Origin of the sequence: Bordetella ansorpii, from assembly GCF_900078315.1 — a bacterium.
GTDB lineage: Bacteria > Pseudomonadota > Gammaproteobacteria > Burkholderiales > Burkholderiaceae_B > Bordetella > Bordetella ansorpii.
In genome coordinates this window covers 20,284-42,196 of record NZ_FKBS01000025.1, presented here as the reverse complement: position 1 = coordinate 42,196, position 21,913 = coordinate 20,284, and the positions used below count along the sequence as shown (strand labels likewise).

The 21,913-nt window shown below is 67.6% G+C and carries 24 protein-coding genes; 10 read left to right on the top strand and 14 right to left on the bottom strand.

The window, feature by feature from the left end; all coding sequences use genetic code 11:
* The first annotated feature begins 41 nt into the window (after positions 1 to 41).
* Positions 42 to 875, top strand: coding sequence for a ChbG/HpnK family deacetylase (locus tag A7W11_RS17895; protein WP_412778743.1), 834 nt, complete (start codon positions 42 to 44; stop codon positions 873 to 875).
* A 44-nt stretch (positions 876 to 919) separates the two neighbouring features.
* Positions 920 to 1,363 (top strand): multidrug/biocide efflux PACE transporter, encoded by a 444-nt coding sequence (locus A7W11_RS17890; RefSeq protein WP_066416426.1) that lies wholly within the window; start codon positions 920 to 922, stop codon positions 1,361 to 1,363.
* Between the two features lie 63 nt (positions 1,364 to 1,426).
* Here A7W11_RS17890 and A7W11_RS17885 read toward each other — a convergent pair whose 3' ends face one another.
* Both A7W11_RS17885 and A7W11_RS17880 read right to left on the bottom strand, forming a co-directional pair.
* Entirely contained in the window at positions 1,427 to 2,341 is a 915-nt protein-coding gene (locus A7W11_RS17885) for an alpha/beta hydrolase (RefSeq protein ID WP_066416424.1), read from the bottom strand.
* A gap of 129 nt (positions 2,342 to 2,470) precedes the next feature.
* The gene (locus A7W11_RS17880) at positions 2,471 to 3,358 is read right to left on the bottom strand and encodes a LysR family transcriptional regulator (RefSeq protein ID WP_066416422.1); all 888 of its coding nucleotides are present in this window, start codon (positions 3,356 to 3,358) and stop codon (positions 2,471 to 2,473) included.
* A gap of 115 nt (positions 3,359 to 3,473) precedes the next feature.
* Between A7W11_RS17880 and A7W11_RS17875 the strand changes: the two genes are divergently transcribed.
* The gene (locus A7W11_RS17875; protein ID WP_066416420.1) at positions 3,474 to 3,881 is read left to right on the top strand and encodes a CidA/LrgA family protein; all 408 of its coding nucleotides are present in this window, start codon (positions 3,474 to 3,476) and stop codon (positions 3,879 to 3,881) included.
* A complete protein-coding gene (locus tag A7W11_RS17870; RefSeq protein WP_066416416.1) occupies positions 3,871 to 4,563 on the top strand; it encodes an LrgB family protein in 693 nt (230 codons plus the stop codon). Before A7W11_RS17875 ends, A7W11_RS17870 begins: the two co-directional genes overlap by 11 nt.
* 304 nt (positions 4,564 to 4,867) lie before the next feature.
* Here A7W11_RS17870 and A7W11_RS17865 read toward each other — a convergent pair whose 3' ends face one another.
* On the bottom strand, positions 4,868 to 5,527 hold the full coding sequence (locus A7W11_RS17865; protein WP_066416415.1) for a LysE family translocator: 660 nt from the start codon (positions 5,525 to 5,527) through the stop codon (positions 4,868 to 4,870).
* Positions 5,524 to 6,435, bottom strand: coding sequence for a DMT family transporter (locus tag A7W11_RS17860; RefSeq protein ID WP_066416413.1), 912 nt, complete (start codon positions 6,433 to 6,435; stop codon positions 5,524 to 5,526). The genes A7W11_RS17865 and A7W11_RS17860 overlap by 4 nt, the downstream gene beginning before the upstream one ends.
* Before the next feature lie 168 nt (positions 6,436 to 6,603).
* On the opposite strand from A7W11_RS17860, the gene A7W11_RS17855 reads away from it, so the two are divergent.
* The 4 genes from A7W11_RS17855 (at position 6,604) to fusA (ending at position 11,235) form a co-directional block, all read left to right on the top strand.
* On the top strand, positions 6,604 to 8,007 hold the full coding sequence (locus A7W11_RS17855) for an aminotransferase-like domain-containing protein (RefSeq protein ID WP_156523185.1): 1,404 nt from the start codon (positions 6,604 to 6,606) through the stop codon (positions 8,005 to 8,007).
* 48 nt (positions 8,008 to 8,055) lie between these two features.
* The gene (locus A7W11_RS17850; protein WP_066416408.1) at positions 8,056 to 8,403 is read left to right on the top strand and encodes a protein tyrosine phosphatase family protein; all 348 of its coding nucleotides are present in this window, start codon (positions 8,056 to 8,058) and stop codon (positions 8,401 to 8,403) included.
* Positions 8,404 to 8,491: 88 nt separating this feature from the next.
* Positions 8,492 to 8,953, top strand: a complete 462-nt coding sequence (locus A7W11_RS17845) for a universal stress protein (protein WP_066416405.1) — start codon at positions 8,492 to 8,494, stop codon at positions 8,951 to 8,953.
* 173 nt (positions 8,954 to 9,126) lie between these two features.
* Positions 9,127 to 11,235 (top strand): elongation factor G, encoded by a 2,109-nt coding sequence (gene fusA / locus A7W11_RS17840; protein WP_066416402.1) that lies wholly within the window; start codon positions 9,127 to 9,129, stop codon positions 11,233 to 11,235.
* Positions 11,236 to 11,452: 217 nt separating this feature from the next.
* Here fusA and A7W11_RS17835 read toward each other — a convergent pair whose 3' ends face one another.
* Positions 11,453 to 12,019, bottom strand: coding sequence for an MgtC/SapB family protein (locus A7W11_RS17835; RefSeq protein WP_066416401.1), 567 nt, complete (start codon positions 12,017 to 12,019; stop codon positions 11,453 to 11,455).
* Between the two features lie 113 nt (positions 12,020 to 12,132).
* Entirely contained in the window at positions 12,133 to 12,939 is an 807-nt protein-coding gene (locus A7W11_RS17830; protein ID WP_066416392.1) for an alpha/beta fold hydrolase, read from the bottom strand.
* A gap of 140 nt (positions 12,940 to 13,079) precedes the next feature.
* Here A7W11_RS17830 and A7W11_RS17825 point away from each other — a divergent pair, with 140 nt between their 5' ends.
* Positions 13,080 to 13,577, top strand: a complete 498-nt coding sequence (locus tag A7W11_RS17825; RefSeq protein ID WP_066416389.1) for a YbaK/EbsC family protein — start codon at positions 13,080 to 13,082, stop codon at positions 13,575 to 13,577.
* 28 nt (positions 13,578 to 13,605) lie between these two features.
* Positions 13,606 to 14,496 (top strand): EamA family transporter, encoded by an 891-nt coding sequence (locus A7W11_RS17820; protein WP_218188613.1) that lies wholly within the window; start codon positions 13,606 to 13,608, stop codon positions 14,494 to 14,496.
* 117 nt (positions 14,497 to 14,613) lie between these two features.
* On the opposite strand, the gene ybgF is transcribed toward A7W11_RS17820, so the two are convergent.
* From ybgF to A7W11_RS17780, 8 genes are all read right to left on the bottom strand, one after another.
* Positions 14,614 to 15,312, bottom strand: coding sequence for a tol-pal system protein YbgF (gene ybgF / locus A7W11_RS17815; RefSeq protein ID WP_066416384.1), 699 nt, complete (start codon positions 15,310 to 15,312; stop codon positions 14,614 to 14,616).
* 92 nt (positions 15,313 to 15,404) lie between these two features.
* Positions 15,405 to 15,917 (bottom strand): peptidoglycan-associated lipoprotein Pal, encoded by a 513-nt coding sequence (gene pal, locus A7W11_RS17810; protein WP_066416381.1) that lies wholly within the window; start codon positions 15,915 to 15,917, stop codon positions 15,405 to 15,407.
* Between the two features lie 32 nt (positions 15,918 to 15,949).
* A complete protein-coding gene (gene tolB, locus A7W11_RS17805; RefSeq protein ID WP_066416371.1) occupies positions 15,950 to 17,263 on the bottom strand; it encodes a Tol-Pal system beta propeller repeat protein TolB in 1,314 nt (437 codons plus the stop codon).
* Positions 17,264 to 17,279: 16 nt separating this feature from the next.
* Positions 17,280 to 18,464: a cell envelope integrity protein TolA gene (gene tolA / locus A7W11_RS17800; RefSeq protein ID WP_066416368.1), complete on the bottom strand. Its 1,185-nt coding sequence runs from the start codon at positions 18,462 to 18,464 to the stop codon at positions 17,280 to 17,282.
* Positions 18,465 to 18,509: 45 nt separating this feature from the next.
* Positions 18,510 to 18,965: a protein TolR gene (tolR, locus tag A7W11_RS17795; RefSeq protein ID WP_066132210.1), complete on the bottom strand. Its 456-nt coding sequence runs from the start codon at positions 18,963 to 18,965 to the stop codon at positions 18,510 to 18,512.
* Positions 18,965 to 19,645, bottom strand: coding sequence for a protein TolQ (tolQ, locus tag A7W11_RS17790; RefSeq protein ID WP_066416365.1), 681 nt, complete (start codon positions 19,643 to 19,645; stop codon positions 18,965 to 18,967). Before tolQ ends, tolR begins: the two co-directional genes overlap by 1 nt.
* Positions 19,646 to 19,651: 6 nt before the next feature.
* On the bottom strand, positions 19,652 to 20,074 hold the full coding sequence (ybgC, locus tag A7W11_RS17785) for a tol-pal system-associated acyl-CoA thioesterase (protein ID WP_066416359.1): 423 nt from the start codon (positions 20,072 to 20,074) through the stop codon (positions 19,652 to 19,654).
* Between the two features lie 58 nt (positions 20,075 to 20,132).
* Positions 20,133 to 21,869 (bottom strand): proline--tRNA ligase, encoded by a 1,737-nt coding sequence (locus A7W11_RS17780; protein WP_066416355.1) that lies wholly within the window; start codon positions 21,867 to 21,869, stop codon positions 20,133 to 20,135.
* Positions 21,870 to 21,913 lie beyond the last annotated feature (44 nt).

Genomic DNA, 21,913 nt, shown 5'->3' with positions numbered 1-21,913 from the left:
ATGATCTCTGGGCCGAGACGGGAGACAGGCGCCGCATCATCGTGTGCGCCGACGATTTTGGCATGAATTCCGCGGTTGATGAGGGCATCCTGGGCCTGGTGGACATGGGCCGGGTCAGCGCGGTCAGCTGCCTGTCCACGGGGCCCGCGTTTGCCGCGCATGCCACGGCGGCGCGCGATGCCGGCGTCGATCTGGGCCTGCACCTGAACCTGACCGAGCCGATGGAAGGCAGCCCGGGGCTGAGCCTGCCCGGCCTGATCGCCAGCGCCTACGCCGGCCTGCTGGATGCGTCGTGGATCGACGCCGCCATCCGTTGCCAACTGGATGCGTTCGAACTGGCCGTGCGCCGCGCGCCCGATTACGTCGATGGCCACCAGCACGTGCATCAATTGCCCGTGGTGCGCCGGCGCCTGCTGGCCGCGCTGCGCGAGCGCTATGGGCATGGCCAGCCCTGGCTGCGCTGCACCGTGCCCGGCGCGCAGCAGGGCCAGCGCCCGGCGGACGTATTCAAGGCGCGCGTCATCGGCGCGCTGGGCGCACGCGCCTTGCGGCGCCAGGCCCGGGAAGGCGGCTGGGGCCAGAACAATGGCCTGTTGGGCGTCTATGGATTGAGCGGCGGCGCCGCCGCCTATTCGCAGCGCCTGTACGCCTGGCTGCGTGCTGCCCGTGATGGCGACCTGCTGATGTGCCATCCCGCGGCGCCCTCGGCGAGCTATCCGGATGGGCTGTCAGCGCAACGCGCCGCCGAATACGAGGTGCTGTCGCGGCCGGCGTTGTCCACGTGGCTGGAGGTCAATAGGGTTTACGTTTCGCGTTTCGGCGCGCTGCGCAGGCACGGTGCGCGCGAATCGGGTATGGTCCACGCTGCGTCCTGACATCCCAACGCGCAGCCGCCGGCCCCGACAGGTCGGAAACCTCCATGAAGTCACCCGCCAAGTCCCTGAAAGAGCGTTTCCTGCACGCCTTTTTCTTCGAAATCATCGCCATTGTCCTGAGCGCGCCCGCGGCGGCCTGGGCCATGCACGAGTCCGTGCTGGACATGGGCCTGCTGACCGCCGCCATCGCCCTGGTGGCGCTGTTCTGGAACATGGCCTACAACGCCGGCTTCGAGCGGATGGAGCGCCGCTGGGGCCTGCGCCGCAGCGTGCCGGTGCGCGTGCTGCACGCTATCGGTTTCGAGGGTGGGCTGGTGCTGATCGTCGTGCCGCTGGCGGCGCTGTGGCTGGGCATCGGACTGTGGCAGGCGCTACTGCTGGATATCGGCCTGCTGGCGTTCTACCTGCCGTATGCGTTTTTCTACAACCTGGCCTACGATAAATTGCGGGCCCGCTGGTGGGGGCGCCCCGCGCCGGGCGAGGCCTGAGTCTGCCGGGCCGTCAGGCCAGGGCCGCGGCGCGCAACGGAAACCGCGTTCAGCCAGCCCGGATCAGGAGTCCGTTGCGCCCGAGCCCGCTCGCAACGCGGCCGGGCGATAGGCCCGGCCCGCATCGCGGATGAAGCCGTGCACGGCGTCGTCGTAGATGCTTCCGCTGCGTATCGCATTGGAATGCGCGGCGCCTTCTATCTTCACCAGGCGTTTCAGGCCGGGCGGCACGCTGCGCGCGGCGACATACAGTTCGTCGCTCATGGTGTGCGGCACGATGGCGTCCGCGGTGCCGTGCAGGAACAGCACCGGCAGCGTCAGTTCGCCCAGCTTGTCGACCGACGCGAAAGGCTGTGTTACCAGCAGGCTGGCGCCCGGCAGCCAGCCCCAGCGCATCGTGCCCAGCATGGCCGCCACGCTGGTGAAACTGGATTCGACCACCAGGCCGGCGAAGGCGGGACGGCCGCGCCGCGTGGCCAGGTCGATGGCGATGGCGCCGCCCAGGCTGTGGCCGTACACGATGCGGCGGGACGGATCGGGCTGGCGACGCGCCAGTTCCACCAGAGCAGCCGCGGCGTCCTCGCCGGCCGTGGCCTCCGATGGCAGCAGGGCCGTGGAGGCGCCGAACCCCCGATAGTCGATGGCCAGCACGGAATAGCCCAGGCGCGTCCAGGCGTCGATGCGGAACGCGCCGCCATTCAGGTTCCAGCGCGCGCCGTGCAGGTACAGCACCGTGGGCGCGTCGGCCCGCTCGGCCTGCCAGTACCAGGTGTGTACCTTGTCGCCGTTGGGCAGCGTCAGGTCGTAGACCTCGGTGCCGGCCTGTGGTTCGCGCCACCAGGGGCGTTGTTCGGTTTGCGGGGAGAAGATCGCTGAGCGCTGCCAGGCGTCCAGCTGCGTACAGCCGATGGCGCCCGCCGCGGCCAGGACGGCGGCGGCAACGAGACGGCGCGGAGGCGGGCGAAGCAGGGTGGGCATGGGAATGTCGGACTGTCCCGCCCGGCCAGGGTTCCCTGTAACAGGGTCAGGACAATCCCGGGGCAGGCGCCGAGATGCCCATTGCCGAAGGCAGAGGCTCTCGGGCCAGACTGTCCGCGTGACCCGGCGTCAACCCGCCTGCGGCCGGGCCTGCCGTGTCAGTTGCAGCCAGGCCTGCGCGGCGGGGGACAGGTGGCTGCCGCGCCGCCAGATCAGGCCGATCTCCCAGTCGGTGCCTGCGTCCTCCAGGGGCACGCACCGCACGCCGGCCCTGCGCCGCGCGGAGATCTCCATGCGTGGCAGGAACGCCACGCCCAGGCCCGCGGCCACCAGCGCGATGATGAAGTCGATCTGTCCGCTGCGCGCCACGGTCGATGGCGTAAAACCCGCGCGCAGGCAGGCCTGGTCCAGGATCTGGTTCAGCGCGAATCCGCTCTCGAACAGGATGAACGGCGAGTCTCGCAAGTCGCGAAGGCTGACGCGCTTGGCGCGTGCGTGTTCGTGATCGGGCGAAAGCAGCGCCAGCAACGGCTCGCGCGCCACCGGCTGCCATTCGCAATCGGCGGGCACGGGTGTCAGCGAGGCGGCCAGCTCCAGTTCGCCGGCCATCACCATTTCTTCCAGCCGCCGGCTGCCGCGTTCTACCAGGCTGATCTCGATGGCCGGATAGCGGCTGCGAAACCGCGCGAACATCGGTGCGAACAGGGAGGCGCTGCCCAGGGGCGGCAGGCCCAGGCGCAGCGTGCCGCGCTTCAGGCCGCGCAGATCGTCCAGTTCGGCCCGCAGGTCGTCGCGCTCGGCCAGCATGGACACCGCCCGGCGGTAGACGATTTCGCCGGCCTGCGTCAGCTTGGGCGGCTGCGCCTGGCGGTCCAGCAGCACCATGCCCAATTCGTCCTCCAGCTGGCGGATGGCCTTGCTGACGGTGGGTTGGGTGGCGTAGACGGCGCGCGCGGCCTGCGAGAAGCCGCCCTGCCGTACGACTTCGACCAGGGCGCGCAGTGGGCGTAGCTCCATCGGGGCGGGTCTCCTTTTCCTGGTTATTCGAAAATAGAATTGCCGGGATTCATAGAATTCATTTTATCTATGGCTTCCCCAGGCGTACAAAGGATACCTGCTTCCTGGTGTCATCATGGCTTCCCGTCGTTCGTTTCTCCTGTCGTTCCGTCTCGCCCTGCGCCGCAGCCGCCTGCTGCAGATCGCGCTCATCGTGTTGTTCGCCCTGGCCGGGCAGGCACTGGCAGGTTGGTCCGGCCTGCCGATACCCGGCGGCGTGCTGGGCCTGCTGATGGTGCTGGCGCTGCTGGCCAGCGGCCGGCTGCCGATCCGCGCGGTGCGCCTGGGCGCCAGCTGGCTGCTGGCCGAGATGCTGCTGTTCTTCGTGCCCGCGGTGATGTCGGTGCTGGACCACCGCGAGTTCCTCGGCGTGCTGGGCCTGAAGCTGCTGGCGGTCATCGCGCTGGGCACGCTGCTGGTGATGGCGGGCACGGCCCTCACGATCGACCTCTGCTATCGCTGGATGCATCGCCGTGCGGCCTGAATTCGACCTGGTCTTCTGGCCGCTGGCCACGGTGGCGGCCTATCTGGCGGCGCGCTGGTCGTACCGCCGCATGCCGGCATGGTGGACGTCCACCCTGGTGATGGCTCCCGCGATCCTGCTGGCGCTGGCCATTCTGTTGCAGGCGGGCTACACGGGATACATGTCGGGCTCGCACTGGCTGATGTCGATGCTGGGACCGGTGCTGGTGGCCTTCGCGCTGCCGCTGTACGAGCAGCGGGCGCTGATCCGCCGCTATTGGCCGCTGCTGGTGGCGGGGGTGATGGTGGGCAGCCTGATCGCGGGCGTCAGCGCCTGGCTGCTGGGCACCTTGCTCGATCTGCCCGCCGACATGCGGTTGAGCCTGCTGCCGCGTTCGATCGCCACGCCGTTCGCGATGTCGGTGTCTTCCCATGTGGGCGGCAAGCCCGACCTGACGGCGGTGTTCGTGATCGTCACGGGCGTGCTGGGCACGGTGATGGGAGGATGGTTGCGGACGTGGCTGCCGTTGCGGTCGCCGCTGGCGCGCGGCGCGCTGTTCGGGATGGGGGCGCATGGCGCCGGCACGGCGAAGGCGCGGGAATTCGCGGCGGAAGAGGGCGCGGTGGCCGGGTTGGTGATGGTGCTGGCCGGGTTGTTCAATGTCTTCGTGACGCCGGCGGTGGTCTATTGGCTGATGGCTTAGGTGGTCAGCGTCTGCGCTGTCTTGCTGATGCCGGTAGGTATGGTTCGTGGCCGGGGTTCGTTGCGAGCCGCGGTCTCTGTTTTGAGTTCTTGAGGCCGCCTGCGCGCGGGGTGCCCGGTCGCGCCGGCCAAGTCGTCGGGCTCGGGCGCGCCATCAGGCGCCCTCGGTCCCGCTGCGCGGGACTGCCCCTCCTCCAATTGGCCGGCGCGACCGGGCACCCCGCGCACAGGCTGATTCAGCGTAAAGCAGAGATCGGCGGGGACGCGTCGAGTGGTGCGAGCGCTTGGCATGCCGCGTATGCGACTTACTGTTTTCCCACCGCCATCTGCGCCAGCTCCAATGCCACCGGATACAGCGAGGCCACCAGCAGCACCGCCATTCCCACGTTGAACGCCTTGATCGCGTTGGGCCGGTGCAGCCAGCGGCGCAGGCCGCTGCCGAACAGCACCCAGACGCTGATGGCGGGCAGGTTGACGGCGCAGCAGACGAGCGAGGCGATGATCAGGTTGCCGAAGAAGCCGACCTGTGGGGTGTAGGTGGCGATGATGCCCACGGACATCACCCAGGCCTTGGGATTGACCCACTGGAACAGGGCCGCCTGCATGAAGGTGAAGGGTTTGCCGCGCGTCTCGCCGGTTTCCAGCGGGCCGGAGTTGGCGATCTTCCAGGCCAGGTACAGCAGGTAGGCGGTGCCGGCGTATTTCAGGATGTCGTACAGCACCGGCGCCTGCTGGAAGACGGCGCCCAGGCCCAGGCCCACCAGCAGCACCATCAGCGAGAAGCCGATGTTCACGCCCATCATGTGCGGCACGCTGCGGCGAAAGCCGAAGGTCAGGCCGGACGAGGCCAGCATCACGTTATTGGGGCCCGGCGTGATGGACGAGACCAGCGCGAACAGGGCCAGGGGGCCCAGCAGGGACAGCGAGGCCAGGGGCAATTGGCTCAGGGTATCGACGCCGTTCATCGCGAACCTCCCACCAGGGCGCGGCGGCCGCCCGCGATGATCGCGATCACGGCCACTGCAAAGACGAATGTACCGGGTTCCACGCTTTCGCCAAACACCATGGCCGCCGCCAGTACGGTCAGGAAGGGCTGCAGCAGCTGGATCTGTCCCACGCGGGCGATGCCGCCCACCGCCAGGCCGCGATACCAGGCGAAGAAACCCAGGAACATCGAGCCGAACGCCAGGTAGGCGCAGGCGAACAGGGCTTCCTGCGAGGGCATGGCGGCGTCCAGGGCCATCCAGCCCACGGGCAGCGCCAGCACCGGCGCGCTGATCGCCAGGGCCCAGCAGATGGTGCGCCAGCCGCCCAGCGTGCGCGAGGCCCGTGCGCCTTCGGCATAGCCCATGCCGCCCAGCAGCACGGCCAGCAGCAGCCACAGGTCCCCCGCCTGCAGTTCGCCGTGGCCCTGGCGCAGCGCGTAGGCCGTCACCAGGGCGGCGCCGGCCAGCGCCCACAGCCAGAAGCGCGGCGAGGGCCGTTCGCCGCTGCGCCACACCGCGAAGGCCGCCGTCGACAGTGGCAGCAGGCCATTGACCACCGCGCCATGCGACGAGGGCACGGTCTGCATGGCCAGCGTCGACGCCATGGGCCAGCCCGCCACGATGCCGATGGCGGCCAGGATCACGCCGGACCATTCGCGCCGGTCGGGCACACGGCTGCGCGTCAGGATCAGCAGCGCAATGGCGGGAATCGCAGCCACCAGTGCGCGGCCCAGGCCGATCAGCAGCGGGGACAGTTCGGCCACGGCCACGCGCGTCATGGGCAGCGTCAGGCTGAAGACGACCACGCCCAGCAGGCCGTAGCCATAGCCTTCCCAGACGGGCGGCGCGGAGGGAGGTGAAAGGGGGACAGCGGAAGAGCGTGCCATGCGGGGTTCCAGAAAAGCCACACTTGCCCCAAGGGGCGATTGCTGTCACTCTACGCACAGTTAACGGTACAGTACCGGTACACTTTTCCAGTTCATTTTGCGGACTGGCCCGGTGGAACTTCCATGACAGTTACAAGTTCACTGCCCGCCCAGGCGGGTTGGCATCCCGTGCGCGAGGCCGATGCCACGCTGGTGGCCCAATTGGCGGACGATCTGGCCCGCCGCATCGACGACCAGGGCCTGCGGCCCGGCACCCGCCTGCCGTCCATCCGCAAGATGGCCGAGCAGTCCGGCGTCAGCCGCTTCACGGTGGTCGAGGCCTATGACCGGCTGGTGGCGCGCGGGCTGGTGCAGTCGCGGCGCGGCGCGGGCTTCTTCGTGCGCGCGCGCAGCGCGCCGCTGGCGCCGACCGCCAAGCCGCCGGGCGCCCTCGAGACGCCCACGCGCATCGACATCGCCTGGCTGCTGCGCAGCATGTTCCGCGACAGCGCCACCTCCGGCATGCCGGGCGGAGCGGGGTTGCTGCCCCCCGACTGGCTCGATCCCGAGATGGTGGCCGGCGCGGTGCGCGCCGTGGGCCGTTCCGTACGCAGCCACCTGGTGTCCTACGGGCATCCCCAGGGCTACGGGCAGTTGCGCCAGCAGATCGCGTTCATGCTGCAGGAGCAGGGCCTGCCGGCCCATCCCGACCGCAACCTGCTGACCACCAACGGCGTCACGCACGGCCTGGACCTGGTGGCGCGCCATCTGGTGCAGCCCGGCGACACCGTGCTGGTCGAGGATCCCGCCTGGTTCGTGATCTTCGGCCGGCTGGCCGCTTTCGGCGCGCGCGTGATCGGCGTGCCGCGCGGTCCCGGCGGTCCCGACATTGCGTTGCTCGAACAGTATGCGGCCGAGCACAAGCCCAAGCTCTTCATCGTCAACAGTTCGGTGCACAACCCCACGGGGCACACGATGCCGGCAGGCGCGGCCTACGACATCCTGCGCGTGGCCGAACGCCACGATTTCATGGTGGTCGAGGACGATACCTACGGCGAGCTGCACCCCGGCGGCGCCACCCGGCTGGCCGAACTCGACCGTTTCCGGCGCGTCATCCTGGTGGGGGGCTTTTCGAAGATGCTGGCCGCCAGCCTGCGCGTGGGCTACGTGGCGGCCAACGAGCAACTGGTGCAGAAGCTGGCCGACCTGAAGATGCTCGCCGGCCTGACGTCCTGCGAACTGGGCGAACGCGTGGTGCACCGCGTGCTGGCCGATGGCCAGTACCGGCGCCACATCGAACGCGTGCGCGCCCGCGTCGACGACGCCCGCGCGCGCTGCATGAAGGGCCTGCTGAAGCTGGGCCTGACGGTGCCGCACGAGCCGCCGTCCGGCATGTTCCTGTGGGCCGACTGCGGCCGTGACTCCGAGGCCGTGGCGCGCGAAGCCGCCGACCGCGGCATGCTGCTGGCGCCGGGCTCGCTGTTCTCGCCCGCCCAGGCGCCTTCCACCATGCTGCGCTTCTCCGTCACCATGGTGGACAGCGCGCCGATGTGGCGCGAACTGGCCGCGCTGCTGCCGCCGCGCGCCGCCTGACGCCTATACTGCAAGCATCTTTTCGAACCCGTCATTTCAGGAACTCTCATGGCCGCTCCGATCCGCCCTCTCAGCCCCGATTTCGCCGTGGCCCCGCAGCTCACGCCCGAGGACATGGCCGACGTGGCCGCCGCCGGCTACAAGAGCGTCATCATCAACCGCCCCGATTACGAGGGCGGCGCCGACCAGCCGACCGCCGCCGAGGTCTCCAAGGCCGCCCAGGCGCTGGGCCTGCGCATCGAATATCAGCCGGTCGTCAGCGGCGCCATGACCATGGACGACGTCGTGCGTTTCGCCGAGCTGCTGCGCGAACTGCCCGGCCCCGTGCTGGCCTATTGCCGCAGCGGCACGCGTTGCACCAACCTGTACGCCAACGCCCAGCAGATCAAGGGTTGATCCCGATCAAGCTTTGTCACAGCTGTGATGTCCGGGAAAAGGCTTTTCCGGTAGCATGGGTCTGCCTCTACCCAGACAGGAGCGAAACATGTTCAAGAAAATCCTGATCCCCACCGACGGCTCCGCGCTGTCGTCGCAGGCGGCCAATGCCGGTGTTCATTTCGCGCGTTCCATCGGGGCCGAAATCGTGGCGCTGCACGTCAGCCAGCCTTTTGCGGCCACCATCGGCTTCGACGGCATGGCGGCCGCATATGCCATCACCGACGAAGACTACGAGAAGGCGGCCGCCGAGCAGTCCGACAAGTTCCTGAAGCAGGTGTTGGACCGCGCCCACACGGCCGGCATCACGGCCACCAAGTGCGCCGTGTCCAACTTCAACGTGGCCGACGGCATCGTGCAGGCGGCCGCCGACAACGGCTGCGACCTGATCTTCATCGGCAGCCACGGCCGTAGCGGCCTGTCGCGGCTGCTGCTGGGCAGCGTCACCGCCAAGGTGCTGTCGCTGGCCACCACCGGTGTGCTGGTGTACCGCGTCAAGGAAGAGAAGTAATTCTCCCGCCGGGCCGCGTTGCGCGGCCCGCATCCGGCTTCGCGCCGGTGTGGCGCGAAGCCGGATGCGGGCGCGCCGTCAATCCCCCTATCGTGCTATCTGCATCTGGTCCCAAGGCGCGCGCGCAGGCGTAATATCGATGAGTCAATCATCGTAGCCAAAGAGGCCGCACCATGACTCGCAGAACGCGTATCGACCAATACCGGAACATCGGAATCAGCGCCCACATCGACGCGGGCAAGACCACCACGACCGAGCGCATTCTTTTCTACACCGGCATCACGCACAAGATTGGCGAGGTGCACAACGGCGCGGCGGTCATGGACTGGATGGAGCAGGAGCAAGAGCGCGGCATCACCATCACGTCGGCCGCCACCACGGCGTTCTGGCGCGGCATGGCGGGCGACTATCCCGAACATCGCATCAACATCATCGATACGCCGGGGCACGTCGACTTCACCATCGAAGTCGAACGTTCCATGCGCGTGCTCGACGGCGCCGTCATGGTCTATGACGCAGTGGGAGGTGTGCAGCCGCAATCCGAAACCGTCTGGCGCCAGGCCAACAAGTACCGCGTGCCGCGCCTGGCCTTCGTCAACAAGATGGACCGCGTCGGCGCCGATTTCTTCCGCGTGCAGCGCCAGATCGCCGAACGCCTGCGCGGCGATGCCGTGCCGGTGCAGATTCCCGTGGGGGCCGAAGACGGCTTCGAGGGCGTCATCGACCTGGTCAAGATGAAGGCCATCATCTGGGACGAAGCCAGCCAGGGCGTGCGCTTCGAATACCAGGACGTGCCCGCGCACCTGCAGGAGACCGCGCGGCAGTGGCGCGAGCACCTGGTCGAGAAGGCGGCCGAAGCCGACGAGGTGCTGCTGGACAAGTACCTGTCGGGCCAGGAACTGACCGAGGCCGAGATCAAGGCCGCGCTGCGCAAGCGCACCATCGCCAACGAGGTCGTGCCCATGCTCTGTGGCAGCGCGTTCAAGAACAAGGGCGTGCAGGCCATGCTGGATGCGGTCATCGACTACCTGCCTTCGCCGCTGGACATCCCCGCCATCAAGGGCCATGACGAGAAAGACGGCGAGATCGAACGCCACCCAGGCGACGACGAGCCGTTCTCGGCGCTCGCCTTCAAGATCATGACCGACCCCTTCGTGGGCCAACTGGTGTTCTTCCGCGTCTATTCGGGCGTGGTGAAGTCGGGCGACTCCGTCTACAACCCCATCAAGGGCAAGAAGGAACGCATCGGCCGCATCCTGCAGATGCATGCGAACGAGCGCCGCGAGATCGAAGAGGTCTACGCCGGCGACATCGCCGCGGCGGTAGGCCTGAAGGACGTCACCACGGGCGATACGCTGAGCGACCCGTCGAAAGTCATCATTCTCGAACGCATGGTGTTCCCCGAACCCGTGATTTCACAGGCCGTCGAACCCAAGACCAAGGCCGACCAGGAAAAGATGGGCCTGGCGCTGAACCGCCTTGCGCAGGAGGATCCATCGTTCCGCGTGCGCACCGACGAAGAGTCGGGCCAGACCATCATCTCGGGCATGGGCGAGCTGCACCTGGAGATCCTGGTCGACCGCATGAAGCGCGAGTTCGGCGTCGAGGCCACGGTGGGCAAGCCGCAGGTGGCGTACCGCGAAACCATCCGCGCGGTGGCGGACGACGTCGAAGGCAAGTTCGTCAAGCAGTCGGGCGGCCGCGGCCAGTACGGCCACGCGGTGCTCAAGCTCGAGCCGCAGGAGCCGGGCACGGGCTTCGAGTTCGTCGACGCGATCAAGGGCGGTGTGGTACCGCGCGAGTTCATTCCCGCGGTCGAGCGCGGGGTGCGCGAGAGCCTGAATGCCGGCGTGCTGGCGGGCTATCCCGTGGTGGACGTGAAGGTCACGCTGGTGTTCGGTTCGTACCACGACGTGGACTCGAACGAGAACGCGTTCCGCATGGCGGGCTCTATGGCGTTCAAGGAAGGCATGCGGCGCGCCAAGCCGGTGCTGCTCGAGCCCATGATGAAGGTCGAGGTGGAAACGCCCGAGGACTACACGGGGCACGTCATGGGCGATCTGTCTTCGCGGCGCGGCATGGTGCAGGGCATGGACGACATCGCGGGCGGCGGCGGCAAGGTGGTGCGGGCCGAAGTGCCGTTGGCGGAGATGTTCGGGTATTCGACGTCGTTGCGGTCGTTGACGCAGGGGCGGGCGACTTACACGATGGAGTTCAAGCATTATGCCGAGGCGCCGCGGCAGGTGGCCGAGCAGGTGATGGCGGCTCAGGCTGCTCGCTGATTTGTTTGCTGGCTCGATGTGTGAGGGTGTCGCTTCGTAGGCGTCCTCGCACCGGGTGGCGAGTGCCCGCGCCGGCCAAGTCGGTCGGCTCGGGCGCGCCATCAGGCGCCCTCGGCCCCGCTACGCGGGGCTTCCCTCCCTCCAATTGGCCGTCACGGGCACTCGCCACCCGGCGCGAGGACTCATGCAATGCCGGCGTGGCGCGCCACGGCCATGCTTATACGTCGTCGTCCGCCGTGCTGCGCCGCATCGGCAGGTCGGTGCGGTTGCTGTCGGTCTGGATCAAGGCGTGTTGATGAAGGCGCTGGTCCATGCGCTTTTCCACACGGTGCAGCACGTGCAGCACGAACAATGCCAGCAAGGTTGCGAACACCGCGGTGGTTTCGCGGCCCATGCCGGCGGTGATGCCAATGGCCGCGGTCAGCCAGATGCCGGCCGAGGTGGTCAGGCCACGGATGCGGCGCTCGTCGCTGAATTTGATGATGGCGCCCGCGCCCAGGAAGCCGATGCCGGCGATCACGCCCTGCATGACACGGCTCAGGTCGTTGATTTTCATGCCGGCCTGCAAGGGGGCCAGCACGAACAGGCAGGCGCCCAGGGCCACCAGGATGTGGGTACGTAGTCCGGCGGACTTGCCGCTGCGTTCGCGTTCATAGCCCAACAGGCCGCCCAGCAGCGCGGCCATCAGCAGGCGCAAGACCATGCGGGTCGCTTCACTGGCATCGGGCACGTCCGAGAATTCGGTGCGCAGCGTCGTCCAGATTTCCGGCCAGATACCTTGCATGTCCATCTCCTGTGGCTAGTGTCGGCTTAGGATAGCAGCGTCGGGCCAGGTCCGGACTGCCGGCAAGGTGTGGTCCGTGTTGCGTGCCTGCGTGTCGCTTCGCGACGCGGCATTCAACCCAGGAAGTCGGCCACCGCCTGATTGAAGGCGCGGGGATTGCCCAGATTCATGCCGTGGGAAGACCCGGCGATCATCTCGCTGCTGGCATACGGCAGCACGCTTTCCAGCCACGCGATGACGGCGGGATAGGGCTGCGGACTGAGCGCGCCGCCGATCAGCAGCACGGGCATGCCCAGGGCGCGCAACGCGGCCTCGTCGACGGGGCGGGGCGTTTCACGCGATTGGCCCAGCAGGGTGGTGGCATTGTCGCGCACCATGTCCTTGAACCACGGCACCATGCGGCGCCAGGTGTCGGGGCCGGTGACGGCGTCGATGAACAGGGCCAGGCCCTCGTCGGCCTCGCCGGCCTGGATGCGCTGCAGGGCCTGCTGGCGGAAGTCGCCGCGTTGGTCCGGATGGCCGGGCACGGGCACGCCGGGGTCGGCCAGCGTCAGGGTGCGCACCAGGTCGGGCCGGCGCAGCGCGGCTTCCAATGCCACGCGGCCGCCGCGCGAATGGCCCACCAGATGTGCGGGCTCGCCCGCCACGGTCTCGATGAACGCCAGCACCTGCTCGGTGTGCGCGTCAAGAGAGAAGCCGTCGCCTGCGCCGTCCCATTGTTCGGGCCAATAGCGCTTGAGCGACGGGGCCAGCACGCGGTGATTGCGTCCCAGCGTCGCCATCTGCGGCGTCCAATAGCGGCAGTCGCACAGCGACCCGTGGACCAGGATCAGCGCAGTGCCGGCGCCGTGTTCGAGATAGGCGGTTTCGCCGTCGCCGATGGCGGCATGGCGCAGGGGCAGGTTGGGTGGGGTACGCATGCGGGCAGGAAGTCAGGCCAAGCCCGGGATTCTACCGCCAAGGGGTGCATGCGCCGGATCGGGGCGGTGTGGGGGTACACTCGACATCCGTTGCCGCCGGCGCGCCTGCCGGCCCTTCCAACGTCTGCCTCCCGTTTCCCATGTCGACTGAATCCGCTGTTTCCCTGCCCGAGTCCGCGCAGCGCGTCGCGTTGCTGCTGCGGCAGATGGGCCATGATAAACCTGTCGTGATGCTGCCCCAGACCGGCAAGACCTCCGCCGAGGCCGCCGCCGGCCTGGGTTGCCAGGTGGCGCAGATCGCCAAGTCCATCATCTTCCGCCGCGCCACCGACGATGCGCCGGTGCTGGTCGTGGCCAGCGGCATCAACCGCGTCGACGAGGCCAAAGTGGCCGAGCGCGTCGGCCCGCTGGCCCGCGCCGACGCGCGCTTCGTGCGCGAGGCCACCGGCTACGCCATCGGTGGCGTCAGCCCCATCGGACACGTGGTCAAGCCGGTGATGCTGCTGGACGAGGACCTGTTCCAGTACGACAGCATCTGGGCCGCCGCCGGGCATCCGAACGCCGTTTTCTGCATGACCCCCGCGCAACTGGCCGCCATGACGGGCGCGCCCGTGGCCGACGTCGCGCAACGCGCCTGAGCCCGCCCTGCATGGATCTCGTCTGGCTGTGGATTCCCGCCACGCTGGTGGCCGCGCCGCGCAGGCGGGCCGCAACGCGGTGCAGCGCGGCCTGACCGCCTCCCTGGGCACGCTGGGCGCCACGCAGGTGCGCTTTCTGTTCGGTTTCCCGTTCGCGCTGCTGTATCTGCTGATCGTCTGCTTGCTGGCCGGTGAGACGCCGCCCGGCGTGAACACGCCCTTCCTGCTGTTCGTGCTGGGGGGCGCGGTGGCGCAGATCGCCGCCACGGCGCTGATGTTGGCGGCCATGCGGGATCGCTCGTTCGTGGTGGTGACGGCCTGGACCAAGACCGAGCCGATACAGGTCGCGCTGTTCGGCTTCGCGGTGCTGGGCGATCCGTTGTCGCCCGTGGGCATGTTGGCCGTGGTGCTGGCGACGCTGGGCGTGGTGCTGATGTCGGCCAGGCCCGCGGGCGACGTCCAGGCCGCCGGTTTGCGTCCGGCATGGCTGGGGCTGCTGTCCGGCGCGGGTTTCGCGCTGTCGGCGGTGTGCTTTCGCGGCGCGATCCTGAAGCTGGACGGCGGCATGTTCGCCGTCCAGGCCACCTGGACGCTCTGCTGGTCGCTGGGCGTGCAGGTGCTGATCCTGATGACCTGGATGCTGTTGTGCAATCGTCCGCTGCTGCGCGCGTGCGCCGCGGCCTGGCGCGCCTCGATCTGGGGCGGATTCCTGGGCGCCACGGCGTCGCAGGCCTGGTTCATCGGCTTCGCGCTCACGGCCGCGGCCAACGTGCGCACGCTGGGTCTGGTCGAGGTTCTGTTCGCCCAGGCGCTGTCGCAGAAATTGTTCGCGCACGCGCCCAGCCGCCGGGAAACCGCCGGCATCGCGCTGATCGTGGTGGGCGTGCTGTTGCTGCTGCTGGCCGCGGGGCAGAGGTAGCCGCCGGGTGGACGGGCCGCGGCTCGTTCTGGGCGGGACCAATAAAAAAGCCGGCCTCTCGGCCGGCTCCTGTCACGCGCCATCCAGCCGGATGGCGAGCGGATTCGGATCCACTTTTTACTGCAACAGCTGCAGGCGGCTTTGCGCCGTTTTGGCGGCCGGCGTCTGTGGATATTCCGACACGATGCGTTGCAGGGTGGCCTTGGCGCCCGCGCGGTTGTTCAGCTCGATCTGGCTGCCGGCGATTACCAGCAGCGCGTCGGGCGCGCGTGCGTCGTTGGGCGCATTCTGCACCAGCGTATTCAGTTGTTCGATCGCGCCCTTGAAGTCCTTCAGGGCGTAGCGGCTGCTGCCCAGATAGAACTGCGAAGACGGCGCCAGCGCACTGTTGGGGTACAGCGCGGAGAAGGCGGCGAAGGACTCCGACGCCTCTTTGTACTGTGCCTTGCGGAACAGGTCGATGGCGCCGTCGTAGGCGGCTTGCTCCTGGGGGTCGGCGGCGGACACGCCCGGCGGGTTGCCGGGATGGTTGTTCTGCTGCTGGCCCTGCTGGGCAGTCGAGGGCTGCTGACGGGACACCAGTTCCAGCTGGTTGCGCAACTGGGCGATCTCCTGCTGCAGCGATTGGAGCTGGTCGGCCAACTGCAGGCGCGCCCGTACGTTCTGTTCGTTCTGCTGCTGGACCTGCTGGCGCAGGTCGAGAATGGCCCGTCGGGCTTCATCGTCGGCGAATGCGCTGGCAGGGGCCGCCATCGCGGCGAAGGCTAGGCTGGCGGTCACGGCCAGCAAGCGCAAGGTAGGAACTCGGTCTCGCATGGAATTTCCAGAGTGTCAAAGCAAACGTCGGAACGGCCGGTTGACCGTCCCGACGCAGAAGTGGTGGGGCACTCTAAACGTGAAGGTGCTGCTTAGCGCTGATAGTTGATGTCGGCGCGGCGGTTTTCCGCAAAATCAGCTTCCGAGGAACCCGTCGCCTTCGGCTTTTCCTTGCCGAAGCTGATGGTTTCGATCTGACCGTCGCTGACGCCTACCAAGGTCATCATGCGGCGCACAGCGTCGGCGCGACGCTGGCCCAGGGCCAGGTTGTACTCGGAGCCGCCGCGTTCGTCGGTGTTGCCTTCGATGCGGATGCGTTGCTGCGGGTGCGAGGACAGATAACGGGCATGGGTTTCCACCAGGCCACGGTATTGGTCCGACACGGTGTAGCTGTCGAAATCAAAGTAAACCGAGCGCTGTTGCGCCAGGATGCTTTGGGGGTTGAAGGGATCCAGGATCTGGCCGGTACCAGCGGTACCGCCGGTCGTGCCCTGGCCGGTGCCAGTTCCTTGACCGGCCGTATCGTCGAGAGGGACGGAGCTGCAAGCGGCCAGGGCGGCGGCCATTGCGGCAATGGTAAGGCTCTTGGCAATGCGCGACTTCATGGTAGTTCCTTTGAAAAGAGAGTCACACGTGTTTATCGGGTAAATGGGCCCCACGTAGGTTCACGTATTTCCCCGTTCAGGACAGACAAGGTCTGCCGCACGCGGCCATCGCTCGAGACACCTGCCAGCACGCTGCGCCCTCCTTGCACGGTAGCGTAGAGGACCTGCATGCCATTCGGTGCGAAGCTTGGCGACTGATCGTCTTGACCATCAGTCAGCAAGGTTTCGGCGCCTGAGGACAGGTTCAGCGAGGCGATACGAAACGCGCCATCTCGTCTTGCAACGTACAGCAGCGTCGATCCATCGGGGGAAATTCGGGGTGAGATGTTGTAACTGCCATTTAGCGTCAGGCGGCGCGCGTCGCCGCCATCCAGGCCGGTCTGGTAGATCTGCGGACCGCCGCTGCGGTCGCTGGTGAAGACCAGGGAACGGCCGTCGGGCGTGAAGCTCGGCTCGGTGTCGATGCCGGGCGAACGCGTGACGCGGCGCATGTTCGAACCGCCGGCTGCGCTGACCACGTAGATCTGCGACAGACCATCGCGCGTCAGGGCCACGGCCAGTTGCGAGCCGTCCGGCGACCAGGCCGGGGCGCTGTTGTTGCCCTTGAAGTTGGCCACGGGCACCTGGGCGCTGGTGGACAGGTTCTGCACGTACACCACCGGCTTGCCGGTGTGGAAACTGACGTAGGCCAGGCGCTGGCCGTCCGGCGACCACTTGGGCGAGATGATGGGCTCGCGCGAGCGCAGGGCGACTTGCGGGTTCTGGCCGTCGGCGTCGGCGACCTGCAGTTCGTACGTATTACCTTGTTTCAGCACATAGGCGATGCGTGTGGAGAAAACGCCACGCACGCCGGTGATCTTTTCGTAGATGCGGTCGGCGATCTGGTGCGCCACGCGGCGCAGTTCCTGCTCGGTGCCCGAGAAGGCCACGCCGTCCAACTGGTTCTTCTGGACCGTGTCGGCCAGGCGGTAGCGGATGTCGTAGCGGCCGTCGGCGCCACGCGAAATGCTGCCATAGGCCAGGAAGTCGGCGCCCTTGCCGCGCCATTCGTCGTGCGCGATGGGGCTGTCCACCGTCAGGCCCGAGCCCGCGGCGTTGATCAGGCGGAATTGGCCCGTGCGTGTCAGGTCGGCGCGGATCACGTCGGCCAGTGCGCGGCCGCGCGTGTCGTCGCCCGCGAAATCGGCAATGGCCACCGGGTATTGCGTGGCGCCCGTGCCGGAGATGTCCACGCGCAGTTGCGCGCGGGCGGGATGCCAGGCGAGCAGGGCGGCCATCAGCATTACGAGCGCAAGGCCATGCTTACGCAGGATCCCCATGAAGGGAGTGCGGAAGGCGGATGTCATGGTCGGCAATCTCCTGTCAGTCATACATTCGGTACACAACGTCGATAACGGGCTCATAACGGCCGCTATCTGGTTTTGGGAACGGGTTGCAGCGCCGGATGCCGGTTTCGACCGCGCGGTCGAAGCCTGTGATGCCGGACGAGCGGGTCAGTGTGACGCCTGTTACTTTCCCGTCAGACCCTAACTGTACCCGGTATTCCGCCGTCGGATTGGACGATCCGCGGGCCGGAGTGGGGTAGGACACGCCAGGCTGCACGCAGGCACGCACCTTGGCGCCGTAGCCGCTGTCGCGGCCACCGCCCGCCTGATTGCGGTCGGCTGTGCCGCCCGGCAGACCGGCGGCTCCCATGGCGTCGTTGCGGAAGGCATCGCGCAGGGCCTGGTCGGCCGCGGCTTTCTTTTCCGCGGCGGCCTTCTCAGCCGCCGCCTTCTTCTCGGCCGCGGCCTTTTCGGCGGCTGCCTTCTTGGCGGCGTCTTCCTTGGCTTTCTTTTCGGCTGCCAGCTTTTCGGCGGCGGCTTTCTCTTGCGCGGCCTGTTCGGCAGCGGCCTTTTCAGCGGCCGCCTTCTTTTCAGCGGCGGCCTTCTCGGCAGCGACCTTTTCGGCAGCGGCTTTCTCGGCAGCCGCCTTTTCCGCCGCGGCCTTGTCGGCAGCGGCCTTCTCGGCGGCAGCCTTCTGCGCGGCAGCCTTCTCGGCAGCCGCCTTCTCGTCGGCCAGACGCTGTTTTTCCTTCAGTTCGGCCTGCTTGCGTTCCTCTTCGAGACGCGCCTTTTCCTTGGCCGCCTCGGCGGCCTGGCGCTGTTTCTCTTCCTGCTCGCGCTTCTTGCGCGCCTCTTCGAGCGCGATCTCGGGATCGGGCTGCTCGGGCGGCTGCACCGCCGGCTTGGGCGGGGTGGGCACGGGTTGAGGCGGCGCGGGAGGCGGCGTCGGCGTGGGGTCGGGCTGAGGCTGCGGCTCGGGCGGCTTGGGCTGCGGATCCGGTGGCGGCTTGTTCGGCGTGGGGGGCGGGGCGTCGGGACTGTCACCCTTGGCCCACAACTCGACCTGCACCGGCCCGGGGTTCTCGGTATGCCAATCCAGGCCGACCACAAGAGCGAGCACCAGCAACAGGTGCGCCAGGACCGCCAGGCCGAGGCCCTTCTTGTTGTCCTGGGAGGCGGCGGGATCCTGCGGGCCGTTGCGTTGCGAAGAAGGTGACGTCATGGGCGAGATAGAAAGGCCAGGGGCCGGAACCGGTTCGAGGCGCGTTTAGCGGCGGCGGGTGGGCTGCTGCACAGCGGAACCGCCCTGGTCGACCAGCAGGCCCAGGCGGGTGATGCCGCTGGTGCGCAGCTCGTCCATCACCTTCACCACGGTTTCGTACGGCGCCTTGCCGTCGGCGGCGATCACCACGGGCGTGTCCGCCGTGATGCGCGACTGCACCTGCGAGACCAGTTCGGCGCGGTTGATGTCCTGCGGGGTGGCGCCGGCTTCACGCATGCGCAGCGCGATCTTGCCGTCCTGGCCGATCTGCACTTCCAGCGGCTTGACCGGCACCTGGGCGGCCTGGCCGACCGACGGCAGCTCGATCAGGCCGGGCGTGATCAGCGGCGCGGTCACCATGAAGATGACCAGCAGCACCAGCATGACGTCGATGTACGGCACCACGTTGATGTCTGCTTTCATCTTGCGGCCGTGCCGGCCGCCAGAACGTAAAGAACCCATCAGCGCACCTGCCGTTGCAGAATGTTCAGGAATTCATCGACGAAGCTGTCGAAACGGATCGACAGGCGGTCGATGTCGTTGGTGAAGCGGTTGTAGGCCACCACCGCGGGGATGGCGGCGAACAGGCCGATGGCCGTGGCGATCAGCGCTTCGGCGATGCCGGGCGCCACCGAGGCCAGCGTGGCCTGCTGCATGTTCGACAGGCCGATGAACGCGTGCATGATGCCCCACACCGTGCCCAGCAGGCCGATGTACGGACTGACCGAGCCGGCCGAGGCCAGGAAGTTCAGGTGCGACTCCAGCGAGTCCATCTCACGCTGGTAGGCGGCGCGCATGGCGCGGCGCGGGCCGTCCAGGGCGGCATTGACGTCGCCGCTGGGGGCGTTGCGGCGAGCCTTCATGAATTCGGTCATGCCGGCGTCGAAGATGCGGGCCAGCGCGCCTTGCTCGTCGCGGCGGCTGGACACCGCCTGCTGCAGCACGGAGAGGTCGCCGCCCGACCAGAAGTCGTCCTCGAAGCGCAGCGTCTGGCGATGCGTGCGGCGGATGGCCAACCGCTTGGCGAAGATGTAGGTCCAGGACATGATGGAGATCACCAGCAGGATCAGCATGATCAGCTGAACGGGGATGCTGGCGTGCGAGATCAGCGAGATCAGCGACATGTCGGCGGAGGGTTGCATGGATATCTATCCCTGGATGGATTTCAGTTTGTCGTGGACGTCGCCGGGCAGTTCGGCTGGCCGCAAATGGGTCGTGTCTACGCAGCAGACTTGGATGCCGCCTTCGGCCAGCAGTTCCCCGTCGCGCTCCGCGCGCTGGGCGAAGTGTATCGAAGCGCGGCCCACTCGGGTGATCTGGCTGCGGATGGTGAGCAGATCGTCCAGGCGCGCTGGCTTGCGGTAGCGCATATCCAGCGAATGGACGACGAAGACCCGGCCGGTGCGGCCGACCAGTTCGGACTGGTTGAAGCCCAGCGCGCGCAGCCATTCGGTGCGGGCGCGTTCGAAGAACTTCAGGTAATTGGCATAGAAGACGATTCCCGCAGCGTCCGTGTCTTCATAGTAGACACGCACCTGCTGCAGGAATTCGGCTGACGTCGGTTCGATCACGATAACGGTAGTCTTACTGGCATGCGGGCGCCCACCGCGGGGCGCCGAGGGCGCGATATTACAGCGTATCGAGGCGGTCGAGGGTTTGCTGCAGCGCCTGGTCGGCTGGAATGCGGCTGGCCTCGGCGTCCCGGCGTGCCTGCAATTCGACCACGCCTTCCTTCAGGCCGCGCTCTCCAACTGTTACGCGCAGCGGCACGCCGATCAGTTCCCATTCGGCGAACATCACGCCGGGCCGCGCATCGCGGTCGTCAAGGATGACGTCGACGCCGCGTGCGCGCAAGTCTTCGTACAGGCGGGTGGCCGTGTCACGGACGGTTTCACTCTTGCCCCAGCCGACAGGACAAATAACCACTTCGAAGGGGGCGATTGCGCGGGGCCAGAGAATGCCGCGTTCATCGTGGTTCTGCTCGATGGCCGCGCCCGCGATGCGGGTGACGCCGATGCCGTAGCAGCCCATTTCCAGCACGGCCGGCTTGCCGTTGGCGTCCAGGAAGGTGGCCTTCAGGGCTTCGGAGTACTTGGTGCCCAGGTAGAACACGTGGCCGACTTCGATGCCGCGCTGGATGGCCAGCGTGCCGTTGCCGTCCGGCGAGGGGTCGCCCGCCACGACGTTGCGCAGGTCGGCCACCGATTCGGGTTCGGGCAGGTCGCGGCCCCAGTTCATGCCGGTGTAGTGGAAATCCTCGCGGTTGGCGCCGCACACGAAGTCGGCCATGTTGGCCACCGTGCGGTCGGCGATGACGCGCACCGGGCGCGCGGTCTTCAGGGGGCCCAGGTAGCCGGGCTTGCAGCCGAAGTGGTCGACGATCTCGGCCTCGGTGGCGAAGCGGTGGTCCTTCAGGCCCGGCAGCTTGCCCACCTTGACCTCGTTCATCTCGTGGTCGCCGCGCAAGAGCAGCAGCCAGATCCGGGCCGGCTCGCCTTCCTTCTCGGCGTCGGTGGCCAGTACGATGGACTTGATGGTGCGTTCCAGCGGCAGGCCCAGCAGCTTGGCCACGTCCTCGCACTTGGCGGCGCCCGGGGTGGGCGTCTCTTGCAGGGCCTCGGCCGGCGCGGCGCGTTCGGCCAGCAGGGCCACGGCCTCGGCCAGCTCGATGTTGGCGGCGTAGGCGGAATCGGGGTTGTAGACGATCAGGTCTTCGCCGGTGTCGGCGATCACCTGGAATTCGTGGCTGCGGGTGCCGCCGATCGAGCCGGTGTCGGCCGCCACCGCGCGGAATTCCAGCCCCAGGCGCTCGAAGATGCGCATGTAGGCCGCGTACATGTTGTCGTAGCTCTTCTGGGCGCCGGCCTCGTCGCGGTCGAACGAGTAAGCGTCCTTCATGGTGAATTCGCGGCCGCGCATCAGGCCGAAGCGGGGACGGCGCTCGTCCCGGAACTTGGTCTGGATGTGATAGAAATTGACCGGCAACTGGCGGTAGCTGTGGATCTCGTTGCGGGCGATGTCGGTAATCACTTCTTCCGAGGTCGGCTGCAGCACGAAGTCGCGGTCGTGGCGGTCCTTCATGCGCAGCAGTTCGGCGCCGTATTGCGTCCAGCGGCCGGATTCCTGCCACAGCTCGGCGGGCTGGACCACCGGCATCAGCAGCTCCAGGGCGCCGGCGGCGTTCATTTCGTCACGGATGATCCCCTCGATCTTGCGGATGACCCGCAGGCCGACCGGCATGTACGTATAGATGCCCCCGGCCAGCTTGCGGATCATCCCGGCGCGCGTCATCAGCTGGTGGCTGACGACTTCTGCCTCGGCGGGGGCTTCTTTCAGGGTGTTCAGATGGTAGTGGGAAGCGCGCATAGATAGAGGGGATACCAGTACGTATAATCGACCGTAATTGTATT